This window comes from Leeuwenhoekiella aequorea (assembly GCF_004104375.1).
GTDB lineage: Bacteria > Bacteroidota > Bacteroidia > Flavobacteriales > Flavobacteriaceae > Leeuwenhoekiella > Leeuwenhoekiella aequorea.
The window spans coordinates 42,216-60,301 of sequence record NZ_QOVM01000007.1 but is presented as its reverse complement, the minus strand read 5'-3'; the positions used below and the strand labels follow the sequence as shown (position 1 = coordinate 60,301).

The following is an 18,086-nucleotide window of genomic DNA, read 5'->3' as shown; positions in this document are numbered from 1 at the left end:
TTTCAAACGTTGTACTACTTGATACGATTACAATTTCAATAAAAATAATCCCTCTTGGGGTAAGTTAGGGTCGATTTTATCTTCTCAAAACTAAAAAAAGTAACTATGAAACTTTGGGATAAAGGAGCCACAATAGACGATAAGATTATGAATTTTACGGTAGGTAATGACCGTGAGATTGATACACATATCGCTAAGTATGATGTGCAGGCAACGCGAGCACATGTAATTATGCTTGAGAAAATAGGAATTCTAAGTGCTCAAGAACTTGATAGCCTTTTACCTCAATTAGAAATTCTTGAAGCCCATACCCAAAACCCTGATTTTTTTATTGAACCGGAGTATGAGGATATTCATAGCAAGATAGAAGCAGAACTTACTCTTATTTTAGGGGAAACCGGTAAGAAAGTACATACTGCGCGATCACGGAACGATCAGGTTCTTGTGGCTCTGCATTTATATTATAAAGATCAATTGCAGCAAATACGGGTACGTACCGTCTCTCTGTTTGATACGTTAATGAAACTTGCTGAAAAACATCAGGATAAATTACTTCCCGGGTACACGCATTTACAGGTAGCGATGCCAAGTAGCTTTGGACTATGGTTTTCTGCGTATGCAGAATTGCTAATAGATGATCTCACGCTGCTTAATGCTACCTTACAAATTGTAGATCAAAATCCGTTAGGATCTGCAGCAGGTTACGGAAGTTCGTTTCCTATAGATCGAAACCTTACTACTAAAGAAATGGGCTTTGCAACTTTAAAGTACAATGTGGTTGCGGCTCAAATGTCTAGAGGCAAAAGTGAACGAACTCTTGCATCTACACTGGGAAGTCTGGCAAATACGCTATCGCGGTTTGCAATGGACATTTGTTTGTATATGAGTCAGAATTTTGGATTTATAAGTTTTCCCGAGCAGTTAACGACCGGCAGTAGTATTATGCCTCATAAAAAAAACCCGGATGTTTTTGAATTGATACGCGGTAAGTGTAATAAAATTCAGGCACTAAGCACAGAAATGATTTTAATTACTAATAATTTGCCTAGTGGTTATCACCGAGATTATCAATTGCTTAAAGAAAATACCATAAACGCGATAGAGAACATAAAAGATATTCTTGAAATATTTGATTATAGCATTGCTCAGATCGTAGTTAAAGACATCGATCTCACCGTAGAAAAATACAAATACATCTTTACAGTGGATAGTATCAATAATCTGGTTGTGGAAGGCAAATCATTTAGAGAGGCCTATAAAACAGTTGGAGGAGAAGTACAAGCAGGAACTTATAAACCAGATTCTGGTAGAAAGCACACCCATTTAGGAAGTATACACAATCCCGGATTTGCTGAGATCACCGAAAAGATGCGCAAAGTTTCAACGGCATTAGATAAAAGCTAAAGGTGTTTGAATAGTACGTATTTTTAATTCCGAATGATTCAAAATGCACTGATTTATCAATGCTTTAGAAAAAAAAACTTCAGATTATTTGAATTTAATGGAAGTTAGATTGTTTATTAAAAGCTTTTATTATAGAATTTTTGAATATTCTGTCAATTAAAGTGCTGGTTGTTATTAGTATTGCCCGTTTTTTTTATTTTTAATGCTTTTTTGTCTAAGTTCTTAATTTCAGTAAATAGTGCTTTTCAAATTTTGTAGTTCATAGTATCTTATTATAAATTTGCCTTGTCTTACTCAAAAGATATATGAGAATTCTTCTTTCTTTAGTTATACTTCTTTTTACCGGTTTTATAAATATATCGAGTGTAGCTGCTTATACGGGTGGAGAATCTATATCTATTGCTGAGATCGACTATCAGGGTCTTCAGCATATAGACAAAAACGCACCCAAAAGTTTTCCGCAGTACTCTATTGCTGAATTTGAGATTGAAGAAAGTGATTCTGCTTCAAAAGACAAACACCTTAGCAGCACTATACCCTTCTTTGGCCTTCCTGCCGCTGTTATCAAGCATTTTTACGTTTACAAATACAATTATTTAGATGCAGAAGCAATCATTCCTGCTTGCTCTTCTGTTAAGTCTTACCTGCTTTTTCAGGTTTTTAGACTGTGATTAAAACTCTTCTGGCCTTCCTCACAGTAGGCTAAACGCTTATTCTGTTTAAAGTATTCAAAACAATTGTTCAAAAACTTTACAGGATATCTACGTCTTTTCTATTCTGAAAAGGCATTCACATTAATCTAACTATTTGTAATTAAAGTCACCATGAAAAGAATGCTCATGATGTTAGGCTTTGGAGCACTATTGTTCCACGTAAGCTGTAAATCAGAACACCACGAAAAAGAAGAAGAAGTAAAATTCTTAGTCACAAATCCTGTCCAAAAAGATACACTTATAACAAAAGACTATGTATCACAAATACAATCTAGTCGGCATATAGAACTTCGCGCTCAAGAGCGAGGATATCTTCAGAAGATATATGTAGACGAAGGAGCGTTTGTAAAAGAAGGTCAGTTGCTTTTTCAAATACTTCCTCGAATTTATGAAGCCGAAGTACAAAAATCTAAAGCTGAGGCTGAAGTAGCTAAAATTGAATATGAAAACACGAAACTGTTAGCAGATAGTGATGTAGTTTCTAAAAATGAATTAGCTATGGCAAAGGCTAAAATGGATAAAGCAAATGCCGAGCTATCTCTCGCTAATGTGCATTTGGGATTTACTCAAATACGAGCACCCTTTGATGGTATTGTTGACCGCTTTCACGTAAGATTAGGTAGTCTCGTGGATGAAGGCGAACTCCTAACTAATCTATCTGATAATAGTACGATGTGGGTTTATTATAATGTACCCGAGGCTGAATATCTAGATTATCAAGAGAATATCACAAAAACTGAAAAGCCACAGGTAAATCTTCTAATGGCAAACAATAAATACTTTAAGCATCCTGGAGTTGTAGAAACAATTGAAGCAGATTTTAATAACGAAACCGGTAACATTCCATTTAGAGCCAGTTTTCCTAATCCTGAAGGTTTACTAAGACACGGGGAGACAGGCAATGTACATGTTACCATACCTATTACAGATGCTCTATTAATTCCACAAAAAGCCACTTTTGAAGTGCTTGATAAAAAGTACGTTTATGTCGTTGATAAAGATCACAAGGTAAAATCGCGCGAGATTACAATAATTAATGAGCTCCCTCATATTTATGTAGTCTCTGAAGGCTTGTCTGTAAATGACCTTATTCTGCTCGAGGGTTTACGCTTAGTTCGTGAAAATGATAAAATTGAATACGAAGTTAAAGATGCTGAATCGGTGATTTCTAATCTTGATTTGTACGCTGAGTAATCGAATCTAAAACGAAAAAACATGTTTAGTCAATTTATAAAAAGACCCGTTTTTGCGATAGTAATTTCGATTATTATCTTATTTATAGGTTCGCTTGCCATCAAGCAGCTTCCTATTTCCCAGTTTCCGCAAATTGCGCCTACGACTGTAAATATATTTATCGCTTATCCTGGAGCAAGTGCAGATGTGTTGGTAAAATCAACTTTAATTACACTTGAAAATGCTATAAATGGAGTAGAAGATATGCGTTACATGGCCACTGATGCAACGAGTGCTGGAGAGGCAACATTACGTATAATTTTTGAACCCGGTGTGGACCCTAATGATGCTGTTGTACGCGTGAAAACGCGGGTAGATCAGGTTATGCCACTCTTACCTGAGTTGGTACAACGGGAAGGTGTTGTTATTACGCCGGTGCAGCCCAGTATGTTAATGTATGTGAATCTGTATTCTAAAGATAAGGGTATGGATGAAAAATTTCTATACAACTATGCCGATGTAAAAATGATTCCTGAGATAAACCGTCTCAAAGGGGTGGCGCGATCTCAGATTTTAGGAAGTCGCCGTTATGCGATGCGCGTTTGGTTAAATCCTGAGCGTATGCGGGCGTATTCTATTTCTGTCGAAGAAGTAATGGAAGCTTTGCAAGAACAAAGTATAATAGGAAGACCCGGTAGAATAGGACAGAGTTCTGGCATAAGTGCCCAATCATTAGAATACGTTCTTACCTACAAAGGACGTTTTAATGAACCTGCAGAATACGAGAACGTTGTTATACGCGCAAATGCAGAGGGAGAAAGCATCCATTTAAAAGATATAGGAAAAGTAGAGTTAGGAAGTGAATTTTTTGACATCTATTCAAACCTTGATGGCCACCCATCTGCAGCAATTGTACTCAAACAGAATTACGGTAGTAATGCAAGTGAAGTAATTGATGAGGTTAAAGAGAAGCTTGAAGAAATGAAAGCAGATTTCCCTCCGGGAATGGATTATAATATTAGTTATGACGTATCAAATTTTTTGGATGCTTCTATAGAGCAAGTTATTGATACGCTTAGAGATGCTTTTCTTTTAGTAGCCTTTGTTGTATTTATTTTTTTAGGAGACTGGCGATCTACATTGATACCTATTATTGCGGTTCCTGTTTCTTTGGTTGGTGCTTTTTTTGTGATTCAGCTGTTTGGGATGTCTATAAACCTGGTTACTTTATTTGCTTTAGTACTCGCGATAGGTATTGTAGTAGATGATGCGATTGTAGTAGTTGAAGCGGTACATGCTAAGTTTCATGAGTTTCCTACTATAACTCCATACAAAGCAGTTAAGCTTGTTCTTGGAGAAATTTCTGGGGCTATTATAGCAATTACTGCCGTGATGGTTTCGGTTTTTCTACCTATAACTTTTATGTCTGGGCCGGTAGGAACATTTTACAGGCAATTTTCAATTACCATGGCGAGTTCTATTGTGATTTCTGCAGTGGTAGCTCTTACGCTAACGCCGGTGTTATGTGCGATGCTCTTAAAAAATAACCACGGAAAAGAGAAAAAAGGAAACCTACTAACTAAAACACTTGACGGATTCAACAATTGGTTTGACAGACTTACAGGAAAGTATGTACGCGTTCTAAAATCTATAGTAAGTAGGAGGGTTTTAACTTTTGGAGTACTTGCTATCGTTTGTGGCTTAATATTTTTTGAAAATCAGATTTTGCCATCAGGTTTTATCCCCAGCGAGGATCAAGGAACTATCTATGCAATTATCCAAACTCCGCCTGGAGCTACGTTAGAGCGAACAAACAAAGTATCCTTAGAACTTCAGAAAATTTGTGAAGAAGTAGCAGGGGTAGAGTCGGTTTCTTCTCTAGCAGGTTATGAGATAATGACCGAGGGTCGCGGATCTAATGCCGGAACTTGTTTAATAAATTTAAAACCGTGGGATGAACGGGAACATACGGTTACCGAAATAATGGAAGAACTAGAAGAGAAATCTAAAAATCTAGGTGCAGTAATCGAGTATTTTGAACCGCCGGCTATTCCAGGATTTGGATCTTCAGGAGGTTTTTCTATGCGCTTGCTTGATAAAACAACAGATACCGATTATCAGGATTTTGATAAAATAAATCAAAATTTTATGGATGAGCTGGGTAAACGTAAGGAGCTAGCTGGATTGTTTACCTTTTTTGCTGCTAATTATCCGCAGTACGAACTTGAGATCGATAATGATCTAGCGATGCAAAAAGGAGTTTCTATTGGCAAAGCGATGGAAAACCTAAACATCATGATAGGTAGTACCTACGAGCAGGGCTTCATAAAATTTGGTCGTTTTTTCAAAGTATATGTGCAGTCTGATCCGCAGTTTAGAAAACTACCTTCAGATATTTTAAATCTGTATGTAAAAAATGATACCGGTGAGATGGTTCCTTATTCGGCATTTATGAAGCTTAAAAAAACGCAGGGGCCAAATGAAGTAACACGTTACAATATGTATAATTCTGCTGCAATACAAGGTCAACCTGCAAAAGGATATACCACAGCAGATGCAATTGCCGCTGTACGTGAAGTAGCTGCGACAACACTACCACAAGGCTATGATATCGCTTGGGAAGGGTTGTCTTATGATGAGGCAGGTAGAGGTAACGAAGCCTTGTATATATTCGGGATCGTATTGGCTTTTGTATACTTTGTACTCGCTGCACAATATGAAAGTTTTATAATTCCGCTTGCGGTAATTCTTTCAATTCCTATTGGGCTTTTGGGATCTTTTGTATTACTTCAGGCAATGGGACTTCAAAATGATATCTATGCTCAAATAGGACTCATCATGCTTGTTGGTCTCCTCGGAAAGAATGCAGTTTTGATTGTAGAATTTGCTGTTCTTAAACATAGCCAGGGCGCTACAGTTTTAGAAGCAGCAATTGAAGGTGCTCGCGTTCGCTTTAGGCCTATTTTAATGACCTCGTTTGCTTTCGTAGCAGGTCTTATTCCATTAATACTTGCTTCAGGAGCAGGAGCCATAGGTAATAGAACGATCGGTGCTTCTTCTTTGGGCGGAATGTTATTTGGAACTCTTTTCGGAGTACTTATAATTCCGGGATTGTATTACATTTTTGGATCACTAGCAGAAGGCAGATCGCTTATTAAAGATGAAGAAGATCACTCCTTGTCTGAAGGATTTGTAAATGAAATAGACCGTTTTTCAAAATTAGAAGATGATGATCAAGATGATAAATAGACTAAATTTAATATATACGGGAGTAGTAATTTTACTACTCTCGTTTTCAGGCTGTAAAGCTCCTGGCCTTATAGAGCGTGATGTAGAAATTAATCTGCCAGAAACTTACTCTGCTACCACAGATACTGCACAGACAACTCTTGTAAACTGGAAAGACTATTTCACAGATCCTTATTTAGGAGCCTTGATTGATACAGCTTTGCAAAACAATCAAGAGTTAAATATTATGCTTCAAGAGATTTCTATTTCTAAAGCCGAGATCAAAGCTAGAAAGGGGGAGTACTTACCATTTGTAGGTTTTGGAGCTGCTGCAGAGACTGAAAAAGTGGGAAGATACACCAGTCAGGGAGCTAATGATGCAAATACAGAAATTAAAGATGGAGTAGAATTTCCGGAGCCGTTGCCAAATTATAGATTTGGACTTCAGGCAAGCTGGGAGTTAGATATCTGGGGAAAATTACGTAACTCTAAAAAAGCTGCAGTTCTCAATTATCTGTCCAGCCTCGAAGGCAGAAACTTTATGGTTACACAACTCGTAGGTGAGCTTGCAGAATCCTACTACGAGTTGATGGCACTGGACAATCAATTGGAAATTGTAAACAGAAATATCGAGATACGTAATAATGCTTTTAAGATAATTAAGCTTCAAAAAGAAGCGGCGCGCGTAACCGGTCTCGCTGTTTCTAGATTTGAAGCCGAAGTATTGCATACAAAGAGTTTACAATTTGATATTCAACAGCGCATTATAGAAACTGAAAACCGAATTAACTTTTTAGTGGGCCGATTTCCGCAGAAAGTAGCACGCAGTACTACTAAATTGGTTGATTTGAATCCTGTAACGATAACCTCTGGAATTCCTGCTCAGTTGTTAGAAAATCGTACCGATGTAAAACAAGCCGAGCTCGCGCTATCTGCAGCAAAGCTCGATGTTAAAGTTGCTAAGGCTCGTTTTTATCCTTCATTAGGAATTAGTGCGGGTATAGGTTATGAGGCGTTTAATCCCAAATACTTATTGAATAGTCCCGAGTCTCTTTTGTATTCTATAGCGGGTGAACTAACAGCTCCTTTACTTAATAGAAATGAAATCAAAGCCGCATATATGACTGCAAATGCTAAACAGATTCAGGCAGTATTTGATTATGAGAAAACGGTGCTTAATGCATATATCGAAGTGGCAAACCAACTTTCTAAAGTGGATAACTTGGCTAAAAGTTATGCTTTGAAAGCACAAGAAGTGGACGCTCTTAACCGATCTGTAGAAATTTCTAATAAACTTTTTAGCTCTGCACGGGCCGATTATATGGAAGTTTTAATGACTCAGCGGGATGCATTAGATTCCAATTTTGATTTAATAGAAACTAAGATGGATCAAATGAACGCGTATGTCCATATGTATCAAGCCTTAGGTGGCGGTTGGAATTAAATTAGTTAGTTAGTGTTGATGTGGTGATGCAAATTTGCCACTGGAAACCGCCCGGATTTGATCTTTCGGGCGGTTTTTTTTATCGTACAATTATATCCAAGCCCGAGCGCATTTTTAATTGCTGAAGTATTCTTTTTCGTCTTGTAAAAATAAGGATAGATCCTAGAAGATAGGGAAGAACCCAAAATAGACTAATACTTAACCAAATGGGCCAATGCGTGACTAATGCAAACAAATGGGAGCCGCCTGCCATTAGCAAACCTACGTAGCTGCACGACATCCACATATAATGCTGCAATACCCATCCGCGATAAGTACGCTTAAACAAAGGGAAATACATACCCAATAAAAGTGTAACGAGAGAGACAATTGATAAAACGTGATAGGGGCCGAACCCGGCGAATAAATCAAAGATTAAAAAGAGGTTAAAATAAGGATGAGCATACTCAATAGATATAAATAGCCGATACGTTTATGAAGTCTAGTGCCTTTTATATTGAGTAACATAAATTCGCCAGAGAATAATGCAAGAACCGAAAATAAGGTATGAATAAGATTTATAATACGCATAGTAATTGGTTTATACGTAGTAATTTAACGAAAAAAAGCGATCCATATCGGGTCGCTTTTTTTCTATTTATCAAAAGTCTTATATCTTAAACTTCTTGTCTAATTTCATTTAGATAATGGTACTCTGTCCCATATGAATATTTTTAAAATTGCGATTGGTATCTTCAGGATGCGTTAGGAAATCGGCAATAAAGTCTCCTACTTTAGCTGTTGTAAAAGGTTTTTTAGGATTAATGTCACCTGTTGTAATTCCTAATTCTAGTGATTTTTCAACTGCATTTTCTATAGCTGCAGCTTCTTTATGTAAATCTAAATGTCGCAACATCATGGCAGCAGATAATATGGAAGCTAGCGGATTTGCAATATTTTTTCCGGTTGCCTGCGGAAACGAACCGTGAATAGGTTCAAACATCCCAACAGTGCTTCCCACTGAAGCCGAAGCTAAAAGACCTATAGAACCTCCAATCACTGATGCTTCGTCTGATATGATATCACCAAATAGATTTTCAGTAAGAATTACATCAAACTGACTCGGATTTAGGATCATCTGCATAGCTGCATTATCTACAAAAAGAAAGTCAAGTTCGACATCTGCATAGTCTTTTGCAATTTCAGTAACGGTTTTACGCCATAAGCGAGAAGTTTCTAAGACGTTAGCCTTATCAACAAGAGTTATTTTTTTTCTTCGGTTTTGTGCTTCTTTAAATGCAAGGTGTGTAATTCTGCTAATTTCTTCTACCGAATAGGAACAACCATCGGTTGCCACTTGACCGTCTTCACTAAGGTGCTTATCGCCAAAATAAATTCCTCCGGTTAATTCGCGATAAATAGAGATATCAGTACCTGAAATTATTTCTCGTTTCAGTGGAGAATTGTCAATTAATCGGTCAAATGCTTTAACAGGTCTAATATTGCAAAAAAGGCCTAAAGACTTTCTAAGTTTTAATAAACCTTGTTCTGGTCTTACTTTAGCTGACGGATCGTTATCATACTTAGGATGACCTATTGCTCCAAAAAGCACGGCATCACTTTCTTTACAAATCTCGATAGTTTCATCGGGAAGGGGATTGCCTGTTTGGTCTATAGCACACGCACCAACTAATGCATTTGTATAAACGAATGAGTGGTCAAAAACATCGGCAATCGCATCTAATGCCTTGATTGCTTGTTCTGTCACTTCAGGTCCAATACCATCTCCGGCTAAAACTGCTATATTAAATTTCATAGATATTTTTTTGATCAAAACCCCACGCAGTTGAAACACGTGAGGTTTTTGATAATTATTGCTATCGTCTAGTTTTGAACAAAACGTTCAAAACTAACGTCATATTTGTTGTTTTTGAGTTTTAAAACGTTTGTTCGCGTTCAAAAGCTTCAATAGTTTCTTTTTTACTTATTAAAAAGTCGATATCGTCATAGCCATTAATCATACATACTTTTTTATACGGATCGATTTCAAATTCTAATTCACCCACAGGCGAACTTAATTCTTGATCTTCTAGATTAATAGTTAATTGGGTATCTGGCTTCTCTTTTATAACGTCTAGCAAACTCTTTAAATACTCAGGTGTTACTTGTATAGGTAAAATTCCATTATTTAAGGCATTACCTCTAAAAATGTCTGCAAAGAAGCTACTTATAACCACTTTAAATCCGTAGCCTGCAATCGCCCAAGCTGCGTGCTCTCTACTAGAACCGCAACCAAAGTTGTCACCAGCTACTAATATAGAACCAGAATACATGTCATCATTAAGCACAAAATTTTCGTTTTTATTGCCTTCGTGATCAAATCTCCAGTCTCTAAATACATTATCACCAAAACCCTGCTTATCTGTGGATTTTAAAAAACGAGCAGGAATAATTTGATCTGTATCTATATTTTCTATAGGTAAAGGAACTGCTGTATCTGTAAGTTTGATAAACTTTTCCATTTTAGTTAAGTTGTTTTGTGATGTCTGTAATTTTCCCTGAAACTGCGGTAGCTGCGGCCATTAGCGGACTTGCTAATATGGTACGAGCGCCCTGACCTTGTCTTCCTTCAAAATTTCGGTTTGATGTAGAAACACAGTACTCTCCTTCCGGAATTTTATCGTCATTCATTGCCAAACAAGCAGAACATCCCGGTTGTCTAAGTGCAAATCCAGCTTCAGTAAATATTTTATCTAAGCCTTCGGCTATTAATTGTTTTGCTACCTGCTGCGAGCCTGGAACTAACCAAGCGTTTACATTAGCAGCTTTCTGTTTACCTTTTACAAAGTTTGCAGCTATTCTAAAATCTTCAATTCGACTATTTGTACAGCTCCCTATAAACACATAATTTATGGGCTTATCAATAAGACTTTCTCCCTTTTTGAAGTTCATATAAGCCAGAGCCTTCTCAAGATTTACATCTTCTTTATCGGGAATATTGCCGGTAACTTTTATACCCATTCCCGGATTTGTACCATAGGTAATCATCGGTTCTATATCAGCCGCATCAAAAGAATACTCTTTATCAAAAACGGCATCGGCATCTGTGGGTAATGTTTTCCAGTAGGCTAGTTTTTTGTCCCACTCTGCTTGCTCAGGAGCGAACTCACGACCTTTAACATAGTCAAATGTTGTCTGGTCTGGAGCAATCATACCGCCCCGGGCTCCCATTTCGATACTCATATTACATACGGTCATTCGACCTTCCATAGACATCTCTTCAAAAATGTTACCTGCATACTCACAAAAATAGCCGGTACCTGCATTCGTACCTATTTGTGATATTACATATAGAATCACATCTTTAGGAAGAACATTCGGTTTTAATTTTCCGGTTACGTTGACGCGTAAACTTTTTGGTTTTGTCAACAACAGACATTGGCTGGCAAATACCTGCGCCACTTGACTCGTACCTATTCCAAAAGCAATTGTACCAAACGCACCGTGTGTAGAAGTGTGGCTATCACCACAAACCATAGTCATTCCCGGTTGGGTAATACCAAGCTCAGGAGCCATAACATGTACAATACCATTATACTTATGACCTAACCCATAAAGAGTAATCCCGTGTTTTTCACAATTATCACTCAATTGTTTTAATTGGTTACGGGATAGTAAATCACGTACCGGTAAATGTTGATCTACAGTAGGGGTGTTGTGATCTGCTGTAGCAACGATTTGATCTGGTCGTGCTACGGGAATGCCGCGTTCTTCAAGTTCAGAAAATGCTTGCGGACTTGTTACCTCGTGAATAAGATGTTTATCTATATAAAGTACTTGCGGACCATTAGGTACCGTGTCTACTACGTGAGCATCCCAGACTTTGTCAAATAATGTTTTTCCTGCCATTGTTATATTCAATTCGTTCTTAAGAACGTACTATTATCATTTATTAGTTGTACTATCGAACACATTCAATAATTAAATTTTTTAAGTAAAAAATAAGGATTCTTATACAAGAATCCTTATTAAAACACTAATATATAAAACGTTAAGCTTCAACCGGAGCTTCAATTTTTACAACTTTCATTATCTCATGAATATCATTGTCGATGATTTCCTTCTTCTTATCTGCAAAGGTAAGAAAGACGTCGTATACATCGTCAAGCTGAAGTTTAGTTAATTCATAACCTACTTTTTTAGATCGATAAGCAAGAGCCGCTCTACCGCTACGTGCGGTAAGTACGATTGCACTTTCTGTAACACCTACTTCTTCGGGATCCATAATTTCATAGGTCTCCCGGTTTTTAATAACGCCATCCTGGTGAATTCCGCTACTGTGCGCAAATGCGTTAGATCCTACAATAGCTTTATTTGGTTGCACCGGCATACCCATTTTTTCGCTTACCATTCTACTGGTATCATAAAGTAAACGTGAATTTATACTGGTGGCTAAACCTAGAGTAGGATGTTGACGCAATATCATAACCACTTCTTCCAGAGATGTATTTCCTGCACGTTCTCCTATGCCATTTATAGTACATTCTATTTGTCGAGCTCCATTAACGACACCGGCGATCGAGTTTGCAGTAGCAAGCCCCAGATCGTTATGGCAATGGCAAGACAAAATCGCACGCTCAATACCTTTTACATTTTCTTTTAAATATTTAATCTTAGCACCATATTCTTCCGGTAGACAATATCCCGTTGTATCCGGAATATTTAAAACGGTCGCACCGGCTTTTATAGCTGCCTCACAAACCCGAGCCAAGTATTCATTGTCTGTACGACCTGCATCTTCAGCATAGAATTCTACATCTTCAACAAATGTTTTTGCATAAGCTACCGCGTCATAAGCGCGTTTTAAAATCTCTTCGCGATTAGACTTAAATTTATGCAGTATATGGGAGTCACTTGTACCTATTCCAGTATGAATACGCGGCTTAACCGCATAGCGTAATGCTTGAGCAGCAACTTCTATATCTTTTTTTACCGCACGGGTAAGACCACAAACAGTGGCATTTTTTACAAGCTTTGAGATTTCTTCTACAGATATAAAATCTCCGGGGCTCGATATAGGAAAGCCAGCCTCTATAACATCAACACCCAGCAGATCGAGACGCTCAGCAATAATCAATTTCTGATTAGTATCTAATTTGCATCCGGGAACTTGTTCCCCATCTCTCAAGGTTGTGTCAAAAATTTGGACTTTATTATCACTCATAAGTGGATTTTTTCTCAATTTAATTGTGAATATATAGAATGGTGGTACTTTTGATATTCTATTTGATCAATAGCCTACGATGTTTAAGTAATTTTAGGATTATTTAATTTACTGAAAATCAAATTATTATGCGTAAAATCATTACAACAGCAAATGATTCAAAAGATTCTCTTTATGTGCTTATTAAGTCCTTATCGAAGTCAGAGAAAAGACAATTCAAGCTTTATGTAGGTCGTCTCGATGGAAATGCCGATTCAAAATATTTGCAGTTATTTAATCTGCTAGATAAGATGAATACGTATGATGAAACCGAAATTTTCAAGAATAACATTGTAAAGAAGCAACAACTCTCAAACCTTAAAGCACATTTATACAAACAGATTCTTATCTCATTGAGACTGAGTCCGGCACATCAAAATATACGTGTACAAATACGAGAACAACTGGACTTTGCCACTGTTTTATATCAAAAAGGTTTGTACCAGCAGTCTCTTAAATTACTGGAGAAAGCTAAACATATGGCGATTGATAACGAAGAGAAAAATGTAGCGTATGAAATCGTTGAGTTAGAAAAAGTAATTGAAACCCAATACATTACGCGTAGTATGAGTACACGTGCAGAAGAGCTGGCAAAGGAGGCCGAAGATTTAAGTGTACAGAATCTAATGACCAGCAAACTCTCCAATCTTTCTCTGCAGTTGTATGGTATTATGCTCAAAACCGGGTATGTGCGTAGTGATGAAGAACGCCAGGAGATAGCTGCCTATTTTAGTAATGCTATGCCCAACTATGATTTGAGCAAGCTAGGCTTTAGAGAGAAATTATGGCTATACAAAGCCTTTTTATGGTACAGCTTCTTAGTACAGGATTTTGTTTCGTGTTTTAAATATGCAACCCGATTTGTAGAACTTTTTGAAGAAAATCCTTCTATGATAGGTAGAAACCCGGTTTTTTATCTGAAAGGAAATCACTACTTACTAGAATCTCTATTCTATTTAAAACATCATACAAAATTTAAAGAGGTCCTTGATGGTCTTGAAGATAGACTTGCAACTGAAGACTTTCCGCGTAGCGATAATTTAGAAATACTCGAATTTTTATATGTGTATTCGCATAAACTGAATTTAAAGTTTATGGTAGGAGATTTTACCACAGATGACGGTCTCATTAACACAATCGAGAAGTACCTCAAACAGTCTCGTCAACGAATGGATGAACACCACATAATGGTGTTTTACTATAAAATAGCGAGTTTGTATTTTGGATCTGGACAAAACAAAAAATGTATAGAATACTTAAGCCGTATCATCAATAATAAATCTCTTAAAATGCGAGAAGATCTTATGTGTTTTGCTCGCATTTTAAATCTTGTAGCTCATTATGAAGCGGGTATGGATTATCATTTGGAAACGCTTTTGAAGAGCACCTATAAGTTTCTCATTAAGATGGATGATCTTCATGAAGTACAGAAAGAAATGATAAAGTTTCTACGAAACTTAGGCGAAGTGTTTCCGGGAGAGATTAAAAATGAATTTATAAAACTTAGAAACCGACTGGAAATCTATGAGGAAGATCCTTATGAGCGACGTGCCTTTTTATATCTTGACATCCTAAGTTGGTTAGACAGTAGAATTCAAAACCGTCCAGTTGCGGAGATCATCAAAGAAAAAGCCCAGGTTTTAAACAGATAATTCTTTGTTTTAACTATAGAGATAACTTATATCAAGGTGACTTAAAATGTACTTGATACTAAAATCTAAAAATTCATATTTTTTTGTCAGTAGCTCCTAATACATTTATTAAAAATATTTTACAACTCAATCTGGCTATGCTCTTGGTGAGTACCAGTGGGGTTTTAGGAAGAGCTGTTAATATGCCGCCAGTTGTTACTATAGCGTGGCGAGCACTTTTAGCGGGTCTATTTTTGTATTTATTTTTAAGGTGGAAACGTATTAGCCTCCGAATTAATAAAGAAGATCGGTTACAAGTTTTTTTAGGAGGTTTGCTTATGGGGATACACTGGGTTGCGTATTTCAAAGCTTTACAACTGAGTAATGTAGCTATAGGTATGTTGACAATCTTTACATATCCAGCACTCACCAGTATTTTAGAACCGCTATTGCTGCGACTTCCTTTTCAAAAAATTCATCTTTTTTTAGGTCTATTAGTATTGGCAGGAATCGCATTTCTAATTCCTGACCTTGATTTTGAAAATCAATATACACAGGCTGTTGCTTTTGGAATAGGTTCTGCGCTTGCCTATGCCTTGCGTAACATATTAATGAAAAAGCAAGTAGCAAAATACCACGGAAGCCTATTAATGTGGTATCAGGTAGTCATTGTAGGTGTTCTTCTTATCCCATTAGGTCTCGACACAACCGCCAAAGCGTTACAAGAAAATATATTTTTTATAATCGCTTTGGCGTTCGTTACCACTGCTGTAGGGCATACCTTATTTCTTTTAACGTTTCGGTATTTTTCAATTACAACAGCGAGTATTATAAGTAGTGTGCAACCGGTTTACGGGATCTTGTTAGGAATACTATTTTTAGGAGAAATCCCTAAGCTTGCAACACTCTTTGGCGGATTGCTAATTTTAAGTGCAGTGGTAATTGAAAGTTTGAGAACGGCTAAAAAAAACAACAAATCTAAAGCGGTTAAACTTTAACGACTCCTAATACGTATCTAATTGTCAGTACAGGCTTTCCAAATAGAATCTTCAGTAGGAGGAGGAGCGACAAACGTGAGTTCTTCTTTAGTTACCGGGTGTATGAGAACCAATTTTCTGGAGTGAAGGTGAATACTTCCGTCGGGATTACTGCGATCAAAACCATATTTTAAATCTCCTTTAATAGGACAGCCAATGGCTGATAGTTGCGAACGTATTTGATGATGACGGCCGGTATGCAGATCTATTTCAAGAAGAAAATAATTATTCAGCTCCTTAATTATGCGATAATCTAATATTCCTTTTTTACTATCTGGTACTTCTTTTACATTACTATAACTCTTGTTTTGCTTGGGGTTACGTTTAAGGTAATGTATAAGTGTATCTGCTGCTTTAGGAGGTGTATTTTTTACTACCGCCCAGTAGGTCTTTTTCGCTTCTTTTTCTGCAAACAATTTGTTTAAGCGCGGTAAGGCTTTTGAAGTACGCGCAAAAATTACAATTCCGCTAGTTGGCCGGTCCAGGCGATGTACTACGCCCAGATATACAGCTCCTGGTTTATTGTATTTTTCAGCTATATAACTTTTTACTACATCACTTAAAGGTGTATCTCCGGTCTTATCTCCCTGTACAATGTCTCCGGGACGTTTATTTATCACGATTAGATGATTGTCTTCATAAATTACCTGAAGATTATCTTTAGTGCTGTGTGTAGATTCTGAATTCAAATAGGTATAGCTATTACTTGGTTATGAACGACTTTTCAGCTTAATATTGCTCCTCGTCATTAGGGAAATCAAGAGACTTCACATCGGTAATGTATTGTTCAAAGGCACCGGTCATTTGTGTATGCATATCAAGATATCTTCTTAAAAAGCGCGGACTAAATTCCTGACTCATTCCCAGCATATCGTGCATGACTAAAACCTGACCGTCAACACCATTACCGGCACCTATTCCTATCACCGGGATAGTAAGACTTTCTGCAACTTCACGAGCAAGTTGATTAGGTACTTTTTCTAATACTACAGCAAAACAACCTAAACGCTCTAATAACAACGCATCTTGTTTTAATTTTTCTGCTTCTTGTTCCTCTTTTGCACGTACTGTATACGTACCAAATTTATATATGGATTGCGGTGTTAAGCCCAGGTGTCCCATTACTGGTATGCCTGCATGAAGTATACGTTTAACCGATTCTTTAATCTCAGTACCACCTTCTAATTTAACCGCGTGACCACCACTTTCTTTCATTATACGTATTGCAGAACGTAAAGCCTCTTTAGGATCACTTTGATAACTCCCAAAAGGTAAATCAACTACAACAAGAGCACGCTTAATAGCACGTACTACAGATGATGCGTGATAGATCATTTGGTCTAAAGTAATAGGTAGCGTAGTCTCGTGACCGGCCATTACATTAGAGGCAGAATCGCCTACCAAAATTACATCGATCCCGGCTCTATCAACTATGGTAGCCATGGTGTAATCATAAGCGGTAAGCATAGCGATTTTCTCACCCTGAGATTTCATTTCAGTTAGTGATTTTACAGTAATACGCTTGTATTCTTTTTTACTTGCAGACATTGTTGCGGTTTTTGTGCGCGTAAAAATAGTAAATTACTAAGGTATTAACTACCTAAGCTTATTTTACAATGATTAAAACGTATATGCTACTGGCTTTACTCAGCCTTCCGTATGGCTTACTTGCTCAAAATCAAGCTACACCAAAAGATGTAATTATTCAATTTTTTGAAGCATTTCATAAACAAGATACCACAGCAATGCGCCTACTGGTAAACGATTCTATTAGAATGGAATCTATAAGTAGTGATGAAGAGCAAGAAATTGTAATTACCCAAACTAATTTCAGCCATTTTCTTAAATCGATAGCATCAATTCCAAAAACCACCGAATTCCGAGAAGAAATCTTAGAATACACGGTAAAAGAAGATGCTTTAATGGCAAATGTATGGACGCCTTATACCTTTTTTATAAATGATAAACCCAGTCACTGCGGAACAAATAATTTTCAGCTTGTATTGGAAAATAAGGTGTGGAAAATCATTTATATTGTAGATACTCGAATAAAAACGGATTGTATCTAGTTTTTCTTTTTGATATGAAGTAATTGTCTATCTTTTCAACCCCTTATGTTATAATTTCCCCTTGATCAAATTTTATTAACTCCAACTAAAAGGGTACGATTTTGATTAAGTTCAGCTTTTTATATTTTCTATTTTTTATCAGTTT

The 18,086-nt window shown here is 37.0% G+C and carries 15 protein-coding genes; 8 read left to right on the top strand and 7 right to left on the bottom strand.

Features of this window, described 5'->3' with window-relative positions; translation table 11 throughout:
* The first annotated feature begins 105 nt into the window (after window positions 1–105).
* From argH to DSM00_RS13825, 5 genes are all read left to right on the top strand, one after another.
* Window positions 106–1,404 carry an argininosuccinate lyase gene (argH, locus tag DSM00_RS13845; protein WP_128758570.1) on the top strand — a complete coding sequence of 433 codons (1,299 nt, stop codon included), beginning with the start codon at window positions 106–108 and terminating at the stop codon, window positions 1,402–1,404.
* 305 nt (window positions 1,405–1,709) lie between these two features.
* The gene (locus DSM00_RS13840; protein WP_128758569.1) at window positions 1,710–2,075 is read left to right on the top strand and encodes a hypothetical protein; all 366 of its coding nucleotides are present in this window, start codon (window positions 1,710–1,712) and stop codon (window positions 2,073–2,075) included.
* A gap of 153 nt (window positions 2,076–2,228) precedes the next feature.
* On the top strand, window positions 2,229–3,311 hold the full coding sequence (locus tag DSM00_RS13835; RefSeq protein ID WP_128758568.1) for an efflux RND transporter periplasmic adaptor subunit: 1,083 nt from the start codon (window positions 2,229–2,231) through the stop codon (window positions 3,309–3,311).
* Between the two features lie 21 nt (window positions 3,312–3,332).
* Window positions 3,333–6,539 (top strand): efflux RND transporter permease subunit, encoded by a 3,207-nt coding sequence (locus DSM00_RS13830; protein WP_128758567.1) that lies wholly within the window; start codon window positions 3,333–3,335, stop codon window positions 6,537–6,539.
* Window positions 6,520–7,962, top strand: a complete 1,443-nt coding sequence (locus tag DSM00_RS13825; protein WP_128758719.1) for a TolC family protein — start codon at window positions 6,520–6,522, stop codon at window positions 7,960–7,962. The genes DSM00_RS13830 and DSM00_RS13825 overlap by 20 nt, the downstream gene beginning before the upstream one ends.
* 414 nt (window positions 7,963–8,376) lie before the next feature.
* Here DSM00_RS13825 and DSM00_RS15585 read toward each other — a convergent pair whose 3' ends face one another.
* From DSM00_RS15585 to DSM00_RS13800, 5 genes are all read right to left on the bottom strand, one after another.
* Window positions 8,377–8,532, bottom strand: a complete 156-nt coding sequence (locus DSM00_RS15585; RefSeq protein ID WP_164916346.1) for a DUF2306 domain-containing protein — start codon at window positions 8,530–8,532, stop codon at window positions 8,377–8,379.
* A gap of 109 nt (window positions 8,533–8,641) precedes the next feature.
* A complete protein-coding gene (gene leuB / locus DSM00_RS13815; RefSeq protein ID WP_128758565.1) occupies window positions 8,642–9,757 on the bottom strand; it encodes a 3-isopropylmalate dehydrogenase in 1,116 nt (371 codons plus the stop codon).
* A gap of 121 nt (window positions 9,758–9,878) precedes the next feature.
* Window positions 9,879–10,463 carry a 3-isopropylmalate dehydratase small subunit gene (leuD, locus tag DSM00_RS13810; protein WP_128758564.1) on the bottom strand — a complete coding sequence of 195 codons (585 nt, stop codon included), beginning with the start codon at window positions 10,461–10,463 and terminating at the stop codon, window positions 9,879–9,881.
* Window position 10,464: 1 nt separating this feature from the next.
* Window positions 10,465–11,850: a 3-isopropylmalate dehydratase large subunit gene (gene leuC, locus DSM00_RS13805; RefSeq protein WP_128758563.1), complete on the bottom strand. Its 1,386-nt coding sequence runs from the start codon at window positions 11,848–11,850 to the stop codon at window positions 10,465–10,467.
* 142 nt (window positions 11,851–11,992) lie between these two features.
* On the bottom strand, window positions 11,993–13,165 hold the full coding sequence (locus DSM00_RS13800; protein WP_128758562.1) for a 2-isopropylmalate synthase: 1,173 nt from the start codon (window positions 13,163–13,165) through the stop codon (window positions 11,993–11,995).
* Window positions 13,166–13,293: 128 nt separating this feature from the next.
* On the opposite strand from DSM00_RS13800, the gene DSM00_RS13795 reads away from it, so the two are divergent.
* Together DSM00_RS13795 and DSM00_RS13790 are read left to right on the top strand one after the other, a co-directional pair.
* Window positions 13,294–14,856, top strand: coding sequence for a hypothetical protein (locus DSM00_RS13795; protein WP_128758561.1), 1,563 nt, complete (start codon window positions 13,294–13,296; stop codon window positions 14,854–14,856).
* An 83-nt stretch (window positions 14,857–14,939) separates the two neighbouring features.
* Complete coding sequence (locus tag DSM00_RS13790) at window positions 14,940–15,833, top strand: DMT family transporter (RefSeq protein ID WP_317127843.1); 894 nt, start codon at window positions 14,940–14,942, stop codon at window positions 15,831–15,833.
* 17 nt (window positions 15,834–15,850) lie between these two features.
* Here DSM00_RS13790 and DSM00_RS13785 read toward each other — a convergent pair whose 3' ends face one another.
* Window positions 15,851–16,561 (bottom strand): RluA family pseudouridine synthase, encoded by a 711-nt coding sequence (locus tag DSM00_RS13785; protein WP_128758560.1) that lies wholly within the window; start codon window positions 16,559–16,561, stop codon window positions 15,851–15,853.
* A gap of 40 nt (window positions 16,562–16,601) precedes the next feature.
* Window positions 16,602–17,420 carry a 3-methyl-2-oxobutanoate hydroxymethyltransferase gene (panB, locus tag DSM00_RS13780; RefSeq protein WP_128758559.1) on the bottom strand — a complete coding sequence of 273 codons (819 nt, stop codon included), beginning with the start codon at window positions 17,418–17,420 and terminating at the stop codon, window positions 16,602–16,604.
* A gap of 68 nt (window positions 17,421–17,488) precedes the next feature.
* On the opposite strand from panB, the gene DSM00_RS13775 reads away from it, so the two are divergent.
* Window positions 17,489–17,941 (top strand): nuclear transport factor 2 family protein, encoded by a 453-nt coding sequence (locus DSM00_RS13775; RefSeq protein ID WP_128758558.1) that lies wholly within the window; start codon window positions 17,489–17,491, stop codon window positions 17,939–17,941.
* Window positions 17,942–18,086: the final 145 nt, after the last annotated feature.